This window comes from Microbacterium oryzae (assembly GCF_009735645.1).
Classification (GTDB): Bacteria; Actinomycetota; Actinomycetes; order Actinomycetales; family Microbacteriaceae; genus Microbacterium; species Microbacterium oryzae.
The window spans coordinates 2,738,961-2,754,150 of the sequence record NZ_CP032550.1 but is presented as its reverse complement, the minus strand read 5'-3'; the positions used below and the strand labels follow the sequence as shown (position 1 = coordinate 2,754,150).

14 protein-coding genes are annotated in these 15,190 nt (G+C 72.7%); 5 read left to right on the top strand and 9 right to left on the bottom strand.

Features of this window, described 5'->3' with window-relative positions:
* Positions 1-73 precede the first annotated feature (73 nt).
* On the top strand, positions 74-292 hold the full coding sequence (locus D7D94_RS12790) for a DUF1905 domain-containing protein (RefSeq protein WP_156242984.1): 219 nt from the start codon (positions 74-76) through the stop codon (positions 290-292).
* A gap of 55 nt (positions 293-347) precedes the next feature.
* On the top strand, positions 348-1,157 hold the full coding sequence (locus tag D7D94_RS12785; RefSeq protein ID WP_156242983.1) for an arginase family protein: 810 nt from the start codon (positions 348-350) through the stop codon (positions 1,155-1,157).
* A 149-nt stretch (positions 1,158-1,306) separates the two neighbouring features.
* Here the strand turns inward: D7D94_RS12785 and D7D94_RS12780 are convergent, their stop codons facing one another.
* Entirely contained in the window at positions 1,307-2,305 is a 999-nt protein-coding gene (locus tag D7D94_RS12780; RefSeq protein WP_156242982.1) for a LacI family DNA-binding transcriptional regulator, read from the bottom strand.
* A gap of 143 nt (positions 2,306-2,448) precedes the next feature.
* Here D7D94_RS12780 and D7D94_RS12775 point away from each other — a divergent pair, with 143 nt between their 5' ends.
* Entirely contained in the window at positions 2,449-3,510 is a 1,062-nt protein-coding gene (locus D7D94_RS12775; protein ID WP_156242981.1) for a Gfo/Idh/MocA family oxidoreductase, read from the top strand.
* Positions 3,507-4,313, top strand: a complete 807-nt coding sequence (locus tag D7D94_RS12770) for a TIM barrel protein (RefSeq protein ID WP_156242980.1) — start codon at positions 3,507-3,509, stop codon at positions 4,311-4,313. Before D7D94_RS12775 ends, D7D94_RS12770 begins: the two co-directional genes overlap by 4 nt.
* A gap of 67 nt (positions 4,314-4,380) precedes the next feature.
* On the opposite strand, the gene D7D94_RS12765 is transcribed toward D7D94_RS12770, so the two are convergent.
* Genes D7D94_RS12765 through D7D94_RS12755 form a run of 3 tightly spaced genes read right to left on the bottom strand, consistent with a single transcriptional unit; the run spans position 4,381 to position 8,229 of the window.
* Entirely contained in the window at positions 4,381-6,420 is a 2,040-nt protein-coding gene (locus D7D94_RS12765) for a PTS fructose transporter subunit IIABC (protein WP_156242979.1), read from the bottom strand.
* 46 nt (positions 6,421-6,466) lie between these two features.
* Positions 6,467-7,453, bottom strand: coding sequence for a 1-phosphofructokinase family hexose kinase (locus D7D94_RS12760; protein WP_156242978.1), 987 nt, complete (start codon positions 7,451-7,453; stop codon positions 6,467-6,469).
* A complete protein-coding gene (locus D7D94_RS12755) occupies positions 7,450-8,229 on the bottom strand; it encodes a DeoR/GlpR family DNA-binding transcription regulator (protein ID WP_156242977.1) in 780 nt (259 codons plus the stop codon). The genes D7D94_RS12760 and D7D94_RS12755 overlap by 4 nt, the downstream gene beginning before the upstream one ends.
* A gap of 109 nt (positions 8,230-8,338) precedes the next feature.
* On the opposite strand from D7D94_RS12755, the gene D7D94_RS12750 reads away from it, so the two are divergent.
* Positions 8,339-9,781: a glycosyltransferase gene (locus D7D94_RS12750; RefSeq protein ID WP_173024334.1), complete on the top strand. Its 1,443-nt coding sequence runs from the start codon at positions 8,339-8,341 to the stop codon at positions 9,779-9,781.
* Here D7D94_RS12750 and D7D94_RS12745 read toward each other — a convergent pair.
* Genes D7D94_RS12745 through D7D94_RS12725 form a run of 5 tightly spaced genes read right to left on the bottom strand, consistent with a single transcriptional unit; the run spans position 9,714 to position 15,135 of the window.
* The gene (locus tag D7D94_RS12745) at positions 9,714-10,913 is read right to left on the bottom strand and encodes an acyltransferase family protein (protein WP_156242975.1); all 1,200 of its coding nucleotides are present in this window, start codon (positions 10,911-10,913) and stop codon (positions 9,714-9,716) included. The two genes, D7D94_RS12750 and D7D94_RS12745, sit on opposite strands and share 68 nt — an antisense overlap.
* Before the next feature lie 35 nt (positions 10,914-10,948).
* The gene (ccsB, locus tag D7D94_RS12740) at positions 10,949-11,983 is read right to left on the bottom strand and encodes a c-type cytochrome biogenesis protein CcsB (RefSeq protein ID WP_156242974.1); all 1,035 of its coding nucleotides are present in this window, start codon (positions 11,981-11,983) and stop codon (positions 10,949-10,951) included.
* Positions 11,984-12,012: 29 nt separating this feature from the next.
* Positions 12,013-13,704, bottom strand: a complete 1,692-nt coding sequence (gene resB / locus D7D94_RS12735; protein WP_156242973.1) for a cytochrome c biogenesis protein ResB — start codon at positions 13,702-13,704, stop codon at positions 12,013-12,015.
* A complete protein-coding gene (locus tag D7D94_RS12730; RefSeq protein ID WP_156242972.1) occupies positions 13,701-14,480 on the bottom strand; it encodes a cytochrome c biogenesis CcdA family protein in 780 nt (259 codons plus the stop codon). The genes resB and D7D94_RS12730 overlap by 4 nt, the downstream gene beginning before the upstream one ends.
* Before the next feature lie 19 nt (positions 14,481-14,499).
* Positions 14,500-15,135 (bottom strand): TlpA family protein disulfide reductase, encoded by a 636-nt coding sequence (locus D7D94_RS12725; RefSeq protein WP_246171802.1) that lies wholly within the window; start codon positions 15,133-15,135, stop codon positions 14,500-14,502.
* Between the last annotated feature and the right edge of the window lie 55 nt (positions 15,136-15,190).

Sequence of the window (15,190 nt, the reverse complement as noted above, 5' to 3'; positions counted from 1 at the left end):
TCCCGCACGACCCGGCGCCCGCTCTCCTCCCGGAGGGCGGGCGCCACCTCATGCACCCGCCTACACTCGCCCCATGACCGCCATCCGGCTGCGCACCGTCATCGAGAAGACCGGCCCCGCGGCCGCGATCCTCCTCGATGACGAGCAGGTCGTCGCCATCGGCTCCGCGAAGAACCCGCCCGTCGTCGCGACCCTCGGCGATAGGAGCGCCCGGCTGCGCATCGCGCGCATGGGCGGGCGCAACATGCTCGGCCTCAGCACCCCGGCCATCCGCGCCGCCGGACAGGGCTGATTGCCGCCCGATCGTCGGAACCGGCCAGGATGGCAGGTGACGGAGGGAACGGACCATGGAGCATTCGCTGATCGTCTCGCAGGGGCGGGTCGCCGATCGGACGGGCGGAGCGCTCGTCGGCGCACGCCTCGCGGGAGACGCGCTGTCGGCTCTGCTGGGAGTGAAGGCGCAGGTGGTGGGCACGCCATCCGCGCCAGTCGAGGACGACTGGACCGAGAGTCTGCCCGCCGCGGCCGACACCCTCCGCGAGCTGCGATCGGCGCTCGCGACGGCGCTCGACGCCGGCACTGTGCCGGTGCTGGCGACCAGCACGTGCGCCGCGAGCCTCGCGACCCTGCCGGAGGTCGCGGCCCGCTGCCCCGACGCCGTGGTGCTGTGGGTGGACGCCCATGGCGACTTCAACACTCCCGACACCACCGACTCGGGGTACCTCGGCGGAATGGTGCTCGCCGCCGCCTGCGGACTCTGGGACAGCGGTCACGGCGCAGGCCTCGACCCGACCCGGGTTGCGCTCGTCGGCGCGCGGGACATCGACCCCGCCGAGCGCGAACTGCTGAGCGCTGCGGGCGTGCGCGTCCTCTCCCCCGCCGCGAGCAACCCCGACGCCGTGCGCACGTTCGTCGGCGACCGTCCGGTCTGGATTCACGTCGACTGGGACGTCCTCGAGCCCGGCTACATCCCCGCCGCCTACCGCGTGCCCGACGGGCTGCTGCCGCATCAGGTCGCCGCGATCTTCGCCGCTCTCCCGGCCGGAGCGGTGCGCGGGGTGGAGCTGGCGGAGTTCGAGGCGGGCGAGCCCGACATCCCCGAGCGCCTGAGCGTCGAGCTCATCCTCGAGACGTTCCAGCACCTCATCCGGGCCTGAGAAGCGGCCCCGCAGTGGCGGGCCGCGGCTCGGACCGGTGCAGGTGCCGCATCTCGCGTCCAGGGGATGGCCGGTTGCCGCGGACAGCGGCGATCGCAGATGCCGTGACGGGCGAGGCCGGCCGTCGATCGTGCCTGCGGCTCGCGCGTTCAGTCGCGGGGAGCCGGTCCGCTCGTCCGGCGCACGATCAGCTCCGGCGTTTCGCGATGCTCGACGACCGGCGCGTCCGGGTCGTCGATCCGCCCGATCAGCGCGTCGAGCGCCGCGCGAGCGAGGTGGACGGGATCGTGACGCACGGTCGTCAGCTGCGTGTACGGCAGGCGCGCGACGGAGCTGTCGTCGAAGCCCACGACGGAGACCTCCGCGGGCACCGCGACGCCCGCGGCCACGAGCGTGGCGAGCACGCCCGAGGCGCACCGGTCGTTGGCGCCGATGATCGCCGTCGGGAGGGCCTCCCGAGCCAGGAGCGCTGCCGCTGCCTGGGCACCGGCCGTCTCCGTGTAGGCGGCCTCGACGATGTCGGGCTCGAGCTCGTGACGGTGCATCGCGCGCAGGTACTCCGTCCGGCGGGATTCGGCGTTCGGCCCGGACCCGCCGGCCACGTGGGCGATGCGGCGATGACCGAGCTCGACGAGGTGATCCACGAGGAGGCGGATGCCGACGGCGTCGTCGACGCGGACGTCGTCGACCGCCGCGTCGCTGCGGGGGCCGCCGAGCTGGACGACCGGGATGCGGTCGGGCAGGCCGTCGATGCGCGACGACCCGCCGTCCGCCGCGAGCACCACGAGCCCTTCGATGCGCTGTCCGAGCAGCTCCGGGATCACATCGCGGTGCGACCGCTGCGGGGTCAGGGGCCCCAGGACCAGCGAGAAGCCGCGCTCCGCGGCACCCGTGAGCAGCGCCTCGACGAGATCCACCTCGAACGGCTCGTGCATGGTGAACATCACGCCGACCTGGAAGCTCCGGCTGCCGCGCAGCACCCGCGCCGAGGAATCGGGGTAGTACCCCATCTCCGCTGCCGCGTCCCGCACGCGTCGACGCGTCTCCGCGCTCGCGCCGGGCAGATCGCGCAGGACGAGGGACACGAGCTGGCGTGAGACGCCGACGCGATCGGCGACGTCCTTCATCGTCGGTCGCTGTTCGGGCACGATTCATCGTCGCACGCGCGCACACGGGTCCTCCCGAAGACGAGCAGCCGCTGCTGTATATGGCACGTGCTAGTTTTTCGTGCTAGTCTCGCGCAGCGGCTGCTGCAGAGGGCACGGCCACACGACGACGTGCTGGAGGCATGATGACGATCCCCACCCCGCTTCACGAGACCGCCGGCGAGCACAGCCGGCCGGTGCGCATCGGCCTCATCGGGTCGGGCTGGATCGGCGCATTCCACGCGGAGAGCATCGCCCTGCGGATCCCCGGCGCCGTCCTCGCGGCCGTCGCCGATCCGGTGCCGGGCGCCGCCGAGCGGGTCGCGGGGAAGTACGGCGTCGAGAAGACGTTCCTGGACGCGGCGGAGCTCATCGCCGACCCCGAGATCGACGGCGTCGTCATCGCCTCTCCCGCCTTCACGCACACCGACCTCGTCGTCCGCGCCGCCGAGGCCGGCAAGGCCGTGTTCGTGGAGAAGCCGATGGCGCTCACGCTCGAAGACGCCGACCGCGCGATCGCCGCGGCCGCTGCGGCCGGCGTGCCGCTGCAGGTGGGCTTCAACCGCCGCTTCTCGACGGACTTCGCCGCGGCCGGCCGTCTCGTGCAGGAGGGCGGGATCGGCACGCCCCAGCTGCTCCGCTCGCTCACGCGCGATCCGGGCCTGGCGAACCCCGGCGCGGTGAAGCCGTGGACCATCTTCAACGAGACGCTCATCCACGACTTCGACACGCTCAACTGGTTCAACGGCACCGCCAAGCCGGTCGAGGTCGTCGCACTGGCGGACGCGCTGGTCGCCCCCGACTTCAAGGACGGCGGCCTGCTCGACACCGCGATGGTCACCATCCGATACGACAACGGCGCCCTCGCCGTCGCCGAGGCGAACTTCTCGGCCGTGTACGGCTACGACGTGCGCGGCGAGGTGTTCGGAGACGCCGGCATGGTGACCGCGGGCGACGTGCGCGCCACGAGCATGCGCCACTACGGCGCCGCCGGTCAGTCCGCCGAGACGACGCGACTCAACATCGACCTGTTCCACCAGGCCTACACGGACGAGCTCGTCTCGTTCGTCCAGGCGGTCCGCACCGGCGAGGTCGCCGGCGCCCGCGGCGAAGACGCCCGCTGGGCTCTCGCGATCGCGCTCGCCTGCCGAGCATCGGTCGAGCAGCACGCGATCGTCCGTCTCGACGACGAAGGCCGCGTGGTATGAGCGCGACCACGCGCACCGGCCGGCTGACCCTCGCCGCGTCGGCGGAGATGCTCTTCACCGAGCTCCCCTTCGTCGAGCGCGTGCGCGCCCTCGACGAGCGGGGCTTCCAGGTCGAGATCTGGGATTGGACGGCGAAGGACCTCGACGCCCTCGCCGCCACCGGCGCGACGTTCTCGTCAATGACCGGGTACGTGACGGGGAACCCGACCGACGACGACGGCATCGCCGAGCTCCTGGCGACGGCGGAGCAGTCCCTCCGCGCCGCGGAGGTCATCGACAGCCCTCGGCTGAACCTCCACGGGACCGGCCTGGACGGGAAGGGACTCCCCGTCATCCCGCGCGAGGTCGTGAGCCCCGCGGACTGGCTGACGGCCGCGAAGACCCTCGAGCGCGTGGCCGCATTCGGCGAGCGATACGGCCGCGTCTTCACGCTGGAGAACCTCAACACGGCGGTCGACCATCCCGGCGCACCGTTCGCGCGGGCGGCCGACACGCTGGCCCTCGTGGCGGCCGTCGACAGCCCGCATCTCCGGCTGAATCTCGACCTGTACCACGCGCAGATCGGCGAGGGGAACCTCATCGACCTCGTCGAGCGCGCGCTTCCCTTCATCGGCGAGATCCAGGTCGCCGATGTCCCCGGCCGCTGCGAACCCGGCACCGGAGAGATCGCCTACCCCGCGATCGCCGCAGCACTGCGGAGGATCGGCTACACCGGCGTCGTCGGACTCGAGGGATGGGCGCGGGACTCGACCGAGGACGCCCTCGCCGCCTTCCGCGCGGCGTTCGAAGTCACCGCCGTCTGACGAGTGCTCCCGGGCAGACAGAGGCGGCCCCGCGGTTGATCCGCGGGGCCGCCTCTTCGTGCGGCGATCAGGCCGTGATGAGCGCCGCCTCGGGGGCGACGGCCTCGGCACGACGTCCGAAGCGCTTGAGCGCCACGACCGCGAGCCCCGTGACGACGGTGCCGGCGAGGAGAGCGACCGCGAAGCCCCAGATGGGGTCGATCGCGAAGGCCACGAAGAGTCCGCCGTGCGGGGCGCGCGAGCCGACCGAGAACAGCATCGAGAGGCCGCCGGTCACCGCTCCGCCGAGCATGGACGCGGGGATCACGCGCAGCGGGTCGGCCGCGGCGAACGGGATGGCGCCCTCGGAGATGAACGAGAGGCCGAGCAGCCAGGCCGCCTTGCCGTTCTCGCGCTCGGGAGCTGTGAACGCCTTCGGCGCGAGGATGGTCGAGGCGAGCGCCATGCCGAGCGGCGGCACCATGCCCGCCGTCATCACCGCGGCCATGATCAGGTACGGCACGGAGTTCGACTCGGACGCAGCACCGAGGCCTGCGACGGCGAACGCGTAGGCGACCTTGTTCACCGGGCCGCCGAGGTCGAAGCACATCATGAGGCCGAGGACGATGCCGACGACCACGATGAGGCCCGACGCGGCGAGACCGTTGAGGCCATCCGTCATCGCGTTCATGAGCGCGGCGATGGGCCAGCCGAGGAAGAGGATCATGAGGCCCGAGGCCACGATCGACCCGAGCAGCGGGATGATCACCACGGGCATGAGCCCGCGCAGCCAGCGCGGCACGCGCAGCGACCCCAGCCACCAGGCGGCGACGCCGGCGAGGACGCCGCCGACGATGCCGCCGATGAAGCCCGCGCTCATGAGCACGGCGACGGAACCCGCCACGAATCCGGGCGCGATGCCCGGTCGGTCGGCGATGGCGAAGGCGATGTATCCGGCGAGCGCGGCGACGAGGAAGCCCATCGAGATGCTGCCGATCGTGAAGAACACCGCGCCGAGGTACGTGAGGAGGCCGCCGTCGGGCAGGTTCCACAGCGCGTTGCCGAGGACGATGTCCTGCGCATTCTCGGTGATGTCGAATCCGCCGAAGAGGAAGCCGAGGGCGATGAGCAGCCCGCCGCCGGCGACGAACGGGATCATGTACGACACGCCGGTGAGGAGCACGCGCTTCACGCGGGCGCCAGGCGACTCCTTCTGAGCCGGTGCCGACGCAGCCTCGGCGCTGCCGCCGACGCGCTCGGCGCGGGGGTCGGCGGCCGCCTCGACGGCGGAGCGGATGAGCGCATCCGCGTGCTCGATCCCGGCCTTCACCGAGCGGCGCACGACGGGCTTGCCGGCGAAGCGCTGCGGCTCGCGCACGTCGACATCGGTCGCGAAGACCACGGCGTCGGCCTGCGCGATGGTGTCGGCGTCGAAGCGGTCGAAGCCGCTCGAGCCCTGCGGCTCCACGGCGAACTCGACGCCCGCCTTCTTCGCCGCGGCGGCGAGCGCGTCGGCGGCCATGTACGTGTGCGCAATGCCGGTCGCGCACGCGGTGACGGCGACGATGCGCGCGGGGCGTCCGTCGATCTGCAGACCGTCCACGACGGCCGCGGATGGCCGTGCGGCCGCGGGTGCGGACGTCGCGGCACTCGGCGCCGCCGGCGCGGCCGATCCGCCGTCCTCGCCGATGGCCGCGCGGACGACCGCCACGGCCTCGTCGGCGCTCTTCGCGGCGCGCAGCGCGGCGAGGAAGTCGTCGTCCATGAGATGCCGCGCGAGCGTCGACAGCACGGCGAGGTGCTCCTCGGCGGCGGTGTCGGGGGCGGCGATCATGAAGACGATGTCGCTCGGGCCGTCGAACGACCCGAAGTCGACGGCGGGGTCAAGCCGGGCGAAGGCGAGCGACGCCTGCGTCACGGTCGCGCTCTTGGCGTGCGGGATGGCGATGCCGCCGGGAAGGCCGGTGGCGTCGGTCTCCTCGCGCGCCCACGCGGCGGCGAAGAGCGCGTCGGCGTCGACGGCGCGGCCTTCGGCGACGAACCGGGCCGAGAGCGAGCGGAGCACGGCCGCCTTGTCGGCTCCGAGGTCCTCGTCGAGGCTGACGAGCTGGGGGGTGATGGTGGACACGGTGCCCTCCTGGATGGGTGGGTGCGGGATGAGAGGGATCCGGCGCTCAGACGAGCGCGCGGACGGGGATGTCGCCGGTCGGGAGATCGGCGGGGGTCGCCAGGGCGGTGCCCGGGAGGGACGCGGTGGCCGAGCCGTAGCGCACGGCCGTGCGCAGGCACTCGCCCGCATCGGCCTGAGCCGTGGCGGCGAGGAGGAAGCCGGCGAGCGAGCTGTCGCCGGCGCCGACGGTGCTGCGCACGCGCACGTCGGCGGGGATGCCGGCCTGCCATGCGCCCTCGCCGCCGATGAGCACGGCGCCGTCGCCGCCGAGAGTGACGAGAGCGGCGCGCGCCCGGTGGGGAACGAGCTCGCGAGCGAGGCGGACGGTCTCGCCCGCGGGATCGGCCGCCACGGCGCGGAGGAGCTCCTCGCTGTCGCGCGACGGGTCGAGCTCGACGAGTGCCTCGACGAGCTCGTCCTCGTTGGGCTTGATGAGGTCGACGGGACCGATCTCCGGGCCGGCGGAGAGCACGGCCACCAGCGCGGCGCCCGACGCGTCGAGGGCGATGCGCGGCGGCCGCGCCGCGCGCTCGCGGACCGCGCGGACCACCCGCGCGTAGTAGTCGGCGGGCACCCCGGCCGGGAGCGATCCGCAGATCGCGAGCCACGACGCACCGTCCGCCGCCTCGACCGTGGCGTCGACGAGCGCCGTCAGCACCGCCTCGTCGGGCTGCCCGCCGGCGAGGTTGATCTTCGTGGTCTCGCCCGCGCCGTCGGTGAGGGTGATGTTGACGCGCGCGTGAGCGCTGGTCGGCACCGCGCGGATGGCCCCCGCCCCGTCGAGGAGGGCGGCGTACGGATCGTCGGCGGCCAGGGGCAGCACCGCGGAGGTCTCCGCGCCGGACGCGTGCAGCACGCGCGCGACGTTGACGCCCTTGCCCGCTGCGTCCTCCCGCGAGGACGACGCCCGATGGACCGAGCCGGGGGCGAGCGGGCTGTCGAGATCGATCGTGCGATCCAGCGCGGGATTGACGGTGAGCGTGACGATCATGCGACCCATACCTCCACATCGGCGGCCTCGAGCGCGTCGGCGAGCGCGGGGTCCGGGTGCTCGTCGGTCACGAGCACGTCGATCTCGTCCAGTCGCGCGAAGCGCTGCAGCGACTCGTCGCCGAACTTCGACGCGTCGGCGAGGAGGACGACGCGGCGCGCGGAGCGGACGATGGCGCTCTTCACGTCGGCCTCGTCGGGATCCGGCGTGCTCGCGCCGAAGGACGCCGAGAGGGCGTTGGCGCCGACGAACGCGACGTCGGGGCGGAGGGCCTCGACCGCTTCCACGGTGCGGGCGCCGACCGCGGCCCCGGTCACCCCGCGCACGCGACCGCCGACGACCGACAGCGCGAGGCCATCCGCCGTCGACAGCGCGGCCGCGATGGCGACCGCGTGCGTGACCACCTCGACGCGGCTCCCCGCGATGCGTGCGGGCAGCGACTCGGCGAGCGCGGCGGTCGTCGTGCCGGCGTCGAGGAACAGCGAGCCGGTGAAGCCGTGGGCGAGCGCGTCGAGGGCGCGGACGGCGATCGCGCGCTTCGCGGCGCTCTGCCGCCCGGCGCGCTCACGCAGGTCGGTCTCGGCGAGGCTGCCGCGGTGGGTGAGCACGGCGCCGCCGTGGACCCGGCGCAGCACACCGGCGTCTTCGAGCACGGCGAGATCGCGGCGCACGGTCTCGGTCGTGACGCCCAGCCGCTCGGCCAGCTCCGAGACCGCCACGCGGGAATCGGCCGCCAGCGCCTGCTCGATGAGCTCTCTGCGCTCCGTCGCGTACATCGCACCCTCCTTCGGATTCCCACACGTTACAACACAAATCCACACGAAACAACATCTTCGCGTTGCGGTCGTTCACGCGAACTTCCGGGAGCCCGCCTATGCTCGCGACGTGGTCCCCTTCCGCACGTTGCTTCCCGCCGGCCGGCAGTACGCCCTCACCTGGGCGGTCGAGGACTCCTGGGGCGGCATGACCTCGGCGATGCTCCACCGCAGCCGCGCCTTCGTGCGCCTCGGGCGCCGCCCGGTCTCGGTGCTCACGTTCGATCCCGACCCCGACTACCCCGCGCGCGAGACGCGCCTGCGGGCGGATGGCCGGCTCGTCGAGGGCATGAGCCTGCTGAACCTGTGGGACTGGCTGCGCGAGCATCCGCTGCCGGGCGGCTCGCTCGCGCTCGACAAGCACCCCTTCACCCCGCTGGCGGAGCTCCCCGAGGCTGCCGGCGAGACGTTCGCCGAGCGCCGGCGCGGCGACGCCGTGCTCAGCCGGGTGCGGCGCTCGAGCTCCGGCGAGGTCCTGCAGACCGACCACTTCCGGGTCGACGGGAGCCTCCTCCTCTCGGAGCGACGCGACGTCGCGGAGCGCGGTGCGCTGGGAGGCAAGTCCGTCGTGCTCTGCGACCACGACGGACGCCCGGTGCGGTCATGGGGCCGCATCGCGCACCTGTACCGGGCCTGGCTCGACGCGCTGACGCGGCGCCATCCGTCGTTCCTCGTCGTCGACAGCAAGACCGTCGCGCGCTGGGTTCTCGAGTACCGCCGCGTGCATGCGGTGACCGTCCACGTGGTCCACGCGTCGCATCTCGCGGGACTCGAGCGCCCGCACGGCACGCTGCGCGAGTCGCGGCGCGCGGTCTTCGAGAACCTCTCGGCGTTCGACGCGGTCGCCGTCCTCACGCCGCGTCAGCGCGACGACATCGTCGCCCTGCTCGGACCGCAGGACAACCTCGAGGTCGTGCCCAACAGCCGGGATCTGCCCGCCGCGCCGCGCCTGACGGGCCGGGCGCCCGGGGCGGGCGTCATGCTGGCCAGCCTCACCGCCCGCAAGCGCGTGCAGCACGCGGTCGAGGCGATCACCGGGCTGCGGGCGCGCGGCGTGGACGTCGCGCTGGACATCTGGGGCGAGGGCGAGGAGCGGGAGCAGCTGGCCGCGCTCGCCGACGACGGCGTGCGCCTGCGCGGGCACGCGCCGGATGCCGCCGCCCGCCTCGAGGAGGCGTCGTTCCTCCTCTCGACGTCGACCTCGGAGGGATTCCCCCTCGTCCTCGTGGAGGCGCTCGCGGCCGGGTGCATCCCGATCGCCTACGACGTCCCGTACGGCCCGGCTGACATCATCGACGACGGCGTGAACGGATTCCTCGTGCCGGCCGGCGACGTCTCGGCGCTCGCCGACGCCGTGGCGCGTCTCGTGGCGATGCCGGAGGACGAGCGCGGGCGGATGCGGGCGGCGGCGGTGAAGAGCGCGCGGCGCTTCACCGACGCGAGCGTCACCCGCGAGTGGGGTCGGGTGATGCGTCGCGCGCGTCGTCGGAAGCTCCGTCACCCCGACCGCTGAAGCGCTCGAACGCCGCCTGCGCGCGGCGGCCCGCCGCGCGCGCTGCGCGGTGCGACGGCCGCTCGACGAACCGGAAGAACGCCCACGCCACCGCGAGGCTGAGGGGCACGCCCACGAGCCCGACGAGCACCCACTGGTCGTCTCCCCAGGCGAACGCGAGGGTCGCGAGGATCGGGGCGTGCACGAGGTACAGGCTGAAGGAGACGTCGCCGAGCCATCGAAGCGGGCGCGCCTGCATCGCCCGGTCCGCGACCGGCGAGCAGATGGCCACGAGGATGAGCCCCGCCGCGCCCGCTCCCGCGAGCCCCCACAGCGCGTCGCCGAGCAGGCTGGAGCGCGGGATGAGCGGACGTGTCCACCACGAGGCGATGAGGACGAGCGCCGACACGAAGGCCACGACGGCCCACAGGGCAGGGCGCGGTCTCGCCCGCGCCCACGCGATCACGTCGTCGAGCCGCACGGCGATGAGGCAGCCCAGCAGGAACGTCGGCAGGTAGACGAGCGCGTCGAGGTCGAACGGGCGCCCGTCGAAGACGCGGCCGACGACCATGAGGGCCACGCACGCCGCGGCGGCGGTCCACGTCCAGCGGCGCAGCAGCAGCGCGACCGCCGCGAAGACCGGCAGCAGCAGGCTGAAGATGATCTCCCAGCGCAGCGACCAGAGGGTGTTGACGGTGTCGTAGCTCGTGAGCATCAGCGTCGCCTCGCGCAGCGCGAGCACCCAGTCGGGGAAGAGGATGTTCGCGTGGAGGATCCACTCGTCGGGCGTGACCTGCGCGGGGTCGCGCGGGAACGCCACGACGAGCAGGACGGCGAAGAGGATGGCCGCCCACACCGGGAGGTAGAGCCGGACGAGCCGGGAGGCGAAGTAGGCCGGCCACGAGAAGCCCGCGCGCAGCGCCGGCAGCGTGACGACGAGCCCCGACAACACGAAGAAGACCTGCACGGCCTCGGTGCCCGCGAACCCCAGCTTGAGGGGCGTCTCCGTCGCGGTCTCCCAGACGGCCTCCGCCGTGCCGCCCTGCGCGAACGGCTGCGCGATGAGGCTGACGTGATAGAAGACGACGACGAGCGCCGCCGCCCCTCTCACCCCGTCGAGGGCGTGCAGTCTGCGGGGTCTCGACGTGGCCATCCGATCAGCCTATGCACGCAAGGCCCGATGAGCGCTCAGCTGAGACCGCTGTACGCGTGCAGCCCCTCGAAGAACATGTTGACGATCGTGAAGTTGAACAGCACCGCGGCGAATCCGACGATGGCGAGCCACGCCGAGCGCGTGCCGCGCCAGCCGCGCGTGGCGCGGGCGTGGATGTAGCCGGCGTACAGGACCCAGATGATGAAGGTCCAGACTTCCTTCGTGTCGAAGCCCCAGTAGCGGCCCCACGCGTCGTTCGCCCACACCGACCCGGCGATGAGCGTGAAGGTCCAGAAGATGAAGCCGATGATCGCGAAGCGGTATGCGAGCCCCTCCAGGGCCTCCGCGTCGGGGATGGTCCGCAGCATGCTGCGACGCGAGGGCGTCTCGGCGGCGGCCACGGCCATCCGCTCGCGCCGCGCCTGCAGCAGCTGCAGCACCGAGATGGCGAAGGCCAGCGCGAAGAACGCGGTGCCGAGCGACGCGACGAAGACGTGGATGACGAGCCACACCGACTTCAGCGGGTCCATCAGCGGCGTGATCTCGACGTAGAACAGCGACGAGGCGCCCAGCAGCAGCGTGACGATGCCGGTCATGAACGCACCGAGGAACCGCAGGTCGCGCCAGAACAGCACGCCCAGGTACACCGCCGTGATGAGGAGCGTGCCCGTCATCGCGAACTCGTACATGTTCGACCACGGCACGCGGCCGGCAGCGAGGCCGCGCAGCAGCGTGGCGCCGAAGTGGAAGACGAAGCCCAGCCAGGTGAGCGACGTGCCGATGCGGCCCCAGAGGTAGCGGGGCGGAGCAGCGGGAGCCGCCGCAGCGCTCGCGTCGGCGACCTCGGCCGCGCCGCCGCCCCCCGCCGCGCCGCGCGCGCCCACGCCGGCCAACTGCTTCGCGGCGGCGCCCCTGGCCGCGGCGTCCTTCGCGGCGAGCGAGGCCTGCGAGCGGTTCGCGAGATCGACCGCGTACGCGAGGAAGCCGAGCACGTAGAGCGAGACGGCCGTCCAGACGAGCACGACGGAGAAGCTGTCCATCGTCACGGGATCGAGCTGCATGGTGTCCATCCTAGTTTTCAGGGGGTGCCCGAGGGCGGTCAGCCCTCGAGCGCCTCGCGGTGCTTCCGGCTGAGCTGCTCGACGGCGTCGGGCAGCGTCGGGTCGTCGCCGCGAGCGAGGCCCGCGTACTCCAGGCGCACACCGTCGGCGCCCGGCGTGGCCTTGACCCACATGCGCCGACGCGGCACGAACAGGGCGACGAGGAGGCCGAGGGTGGCGAGCACGGCGAACACGAGCACGCCGAGCGCCGACGGATCGTGGTGCACCTGCAGCGATGCGAAGCGCTTCACCGACTCGGTGTAGCCCAGCGCGGGGTCGGCGTCCTCGGGGGTGACGTCGTCGAAGGTGATCGTGCCGAGGCCGTTCGGCAGGTCGGCGGTGTCGCCCGGGGCGAGCTCGATGGAGTCCGTCCCGGTGTCGCCGCCGGTCAGCTGCTCGAGGCCGGTCACGTCGAGCGCGTACACCGAGCGCGGGGTGCCGTCGTCGATGCCGAGATCGCCCGCGTAGACGTTCAGCGTGAGCATCGGGTTCAGCAGGTCGCCGTAGGCGGAGGCGAACGCGCCCGAGTCGAGCGGCACCTGCGTCGGGTAGAAGAACCCGACCATCCCGAGCTGCTCGGGCAGCCCGTCGGTGACCTTGATGACGCCGGTGGAGGTCATCGCGGTGTCCTGCGGGAGGAACGGCACCGAGTCGCTGTAGACGACCTCGCCGTCGGCGTCGCGCACGGTGATCGTGGGCGCGTAGCCGTTGCCGAGGAGGTAGATGCTGTCGCCGTCGAGCTTGAGGGGATGGTTCACCCGCACCGCGTCCTCCGACGTCGATCCGTCAGTGTGGGTGACGGAGACGTTCGCGGAGAAGTCGCCGGCCTGCCCGGAGCCGACCGCGCCGTAGGGCTGGTAGGTGACGTCGAACGAGTCGAGCTTCATCGCGTAGGGCGACAGCGCGGCGTCGTCGACGAACCGGCCGCGGTTCATCGACGAGTAGTCGAGAAGGGAGTTCACGAAGGTCGTGCCCTCGACGACCACGCGCTGGCCGGTGTAGGCGAAGCCGCCGCCGATGCCGACGGTGAGGAGCACGCCGACGAGCGCGGCGTGGAAGACGAGGTTGCCGGTCTCGCGCAGGTAGCCGCGCTCGGCGGACACCGAGAAGGCGCCGCGGCCGTCATAGCGCTCGACGCGGTAGCCCTGCGCCTTCAGCTGCGCGGCGGCGAGGTCGATCGCGTGCGCGGCGTCGACATCCTCGACCCGCTCCTCGCGGAACGCGTCGAGACGGCCGAGACGCGCCGGCGTGCGCGGCGGGCGCGTGCGGAGCGCCTTCCAGTGGTGCTTCGTGCGCGGCAGGATGCAGCCGATGAGCGACACGAACAGCAGGATGTAGATGGCCGAGAACCAGGCGGACTGGTACACGTCGAACATCTGCAGCTTGTCGAGCACGGGGAAGAGCCCCGGGTTGTCGCGCTCCCACTGCGTGACGCCGTTGGGGTTCGCCATCCGCTGCGGGAAGATCGACCCCGGCACCGCGGCGATCGCGAGCAGCAGGAGCAGCACGAGCGCGGTGCGCATGCTCGTGAGCTGGCGCCACGCCCATCGCAGCCACCCGACGAACCCGAGCGCGGGCTGGGTGATCGTCTCGTCGGAGTCGACGTGATCGGACGGGCGCAGCGGCTCGCTGCCATCGCGCGCGGGCGCGGTGCGCTGGTCGGTCACGGGGTCCTTCCGGTCGGTGGTCACAGCGGCGGCTCGATCGTGGCGAACAGCACGCCCAGCCGCGACATGATCTCGGTCCACAGCCCCGTCGCCATGAGCAGGCCGAGGACGATGAGGAGCACGCCGCCGACGATGTTCACCGCGCGGATGTGCCGGCGCAGGAACGCGGTGGAGCGGGTGACCCACCCGAAGCCGAGCGCGACGAGGAGGAACGGGATGCCGAGCCCCAGCGAGTACGCGAGCCCGAGGAGAGCGGCTCGCCAGGCGTCGCCCTGGAGGTACGCGATGGACATGATCGCGGTGAGCGTGGGGCCGATGCACGGCGCCCAGCCGAGGCCGAGCGCGACGCCGAGGAGCGGCGCGCCGACGAGCCCGAGCCCGCTCTTCACCTGCGGCCGCGCGATGCGCTGCGCGAATCCGACGAAGCCGATGAAGACGATGCCCATGAGGATGACGACGACGCCGAGGATGCGCGTGATGAGGTCGCCGTAGAGGAGGCCGAACCGCGCCGTCGCTCCCCCGGCGAGACCGCCGAGCACGATGATCGTGACGAACACGAGCGTGAAGCCGGCGATGAAGAGCAGCACCCCGCCGAGGAGGCGACCGCGCGATCCTCCCGGCACCGCGCCGTCCGCCCCATCGGCCGTCGTGCGCGGCGCGACCGCGCCGCCGATGAAGCCGAGGTATCCGGGGATGAGCGGCAGCACGCACGGCGAGACGAACGACACGAGTCCGGCCAGCATCGCGATCGGGATCGCGAGCCAGAGCGCCCCGCCGAAGACGACGGCGTCGAGGGTCACGACGCCGCGCCCGCGGCGCTCACGCCGACTCCGCGAGGGTGTCGGCCACGAGCGTCGAGAGCACCGATGCGCCCTCGAGCTGGCCGATGAGGATGGCGGCGATGCGCCCCTCGCGGTCGAGGACGAGCGTCGTGGGGGTCGCCTGGATCGACGTGGCGCCGGCGAAGGCCAGCTTCACCGCGCCGTCGTTGACGTCGATGACGCTCGGGTACGTCACGCCCCACCGCTCGGCGAAGGAGCGGGCGGTGTCGGCCTGGTCGTACGTGTTCACGCCCACGAAGGAGACGTCGTCGCCCTGGTGCTCCTGCCAGACCGACTCGAGGTCGGCGGCCTCGGCGCGGCAGGGGCCGCACGCGGCGTACCAGAAGTTCACGACCGTGACGTCGCCGGCGGTGTCGTCGCTCGAGAGCTCGTCGCCCGTCTCGGTGACGCCCGCCCACTCGACCGGCTCGCCCCGCTCGTCCTGCGGGATCTCCTTGACGCGGAAGTCGCTGGCGATGAACCCGGCGTTGTCGTTCTTCAGGTACTGCTCGGTCACCGGGTCGGCGGAGCAGGCCGCGAGACCTCCGGCGAGCGCCGCGATGGCCACAGCCGCGACCGCTCGAACACCGCGGATGGCGCGGGGAGACGGGGTCGGAGCGGCTGGCTTTCGCACGGCTCAATCCTACGTTCCCGCCTATGCGTCACCTGGGGCGACGCTGTACGAGCGC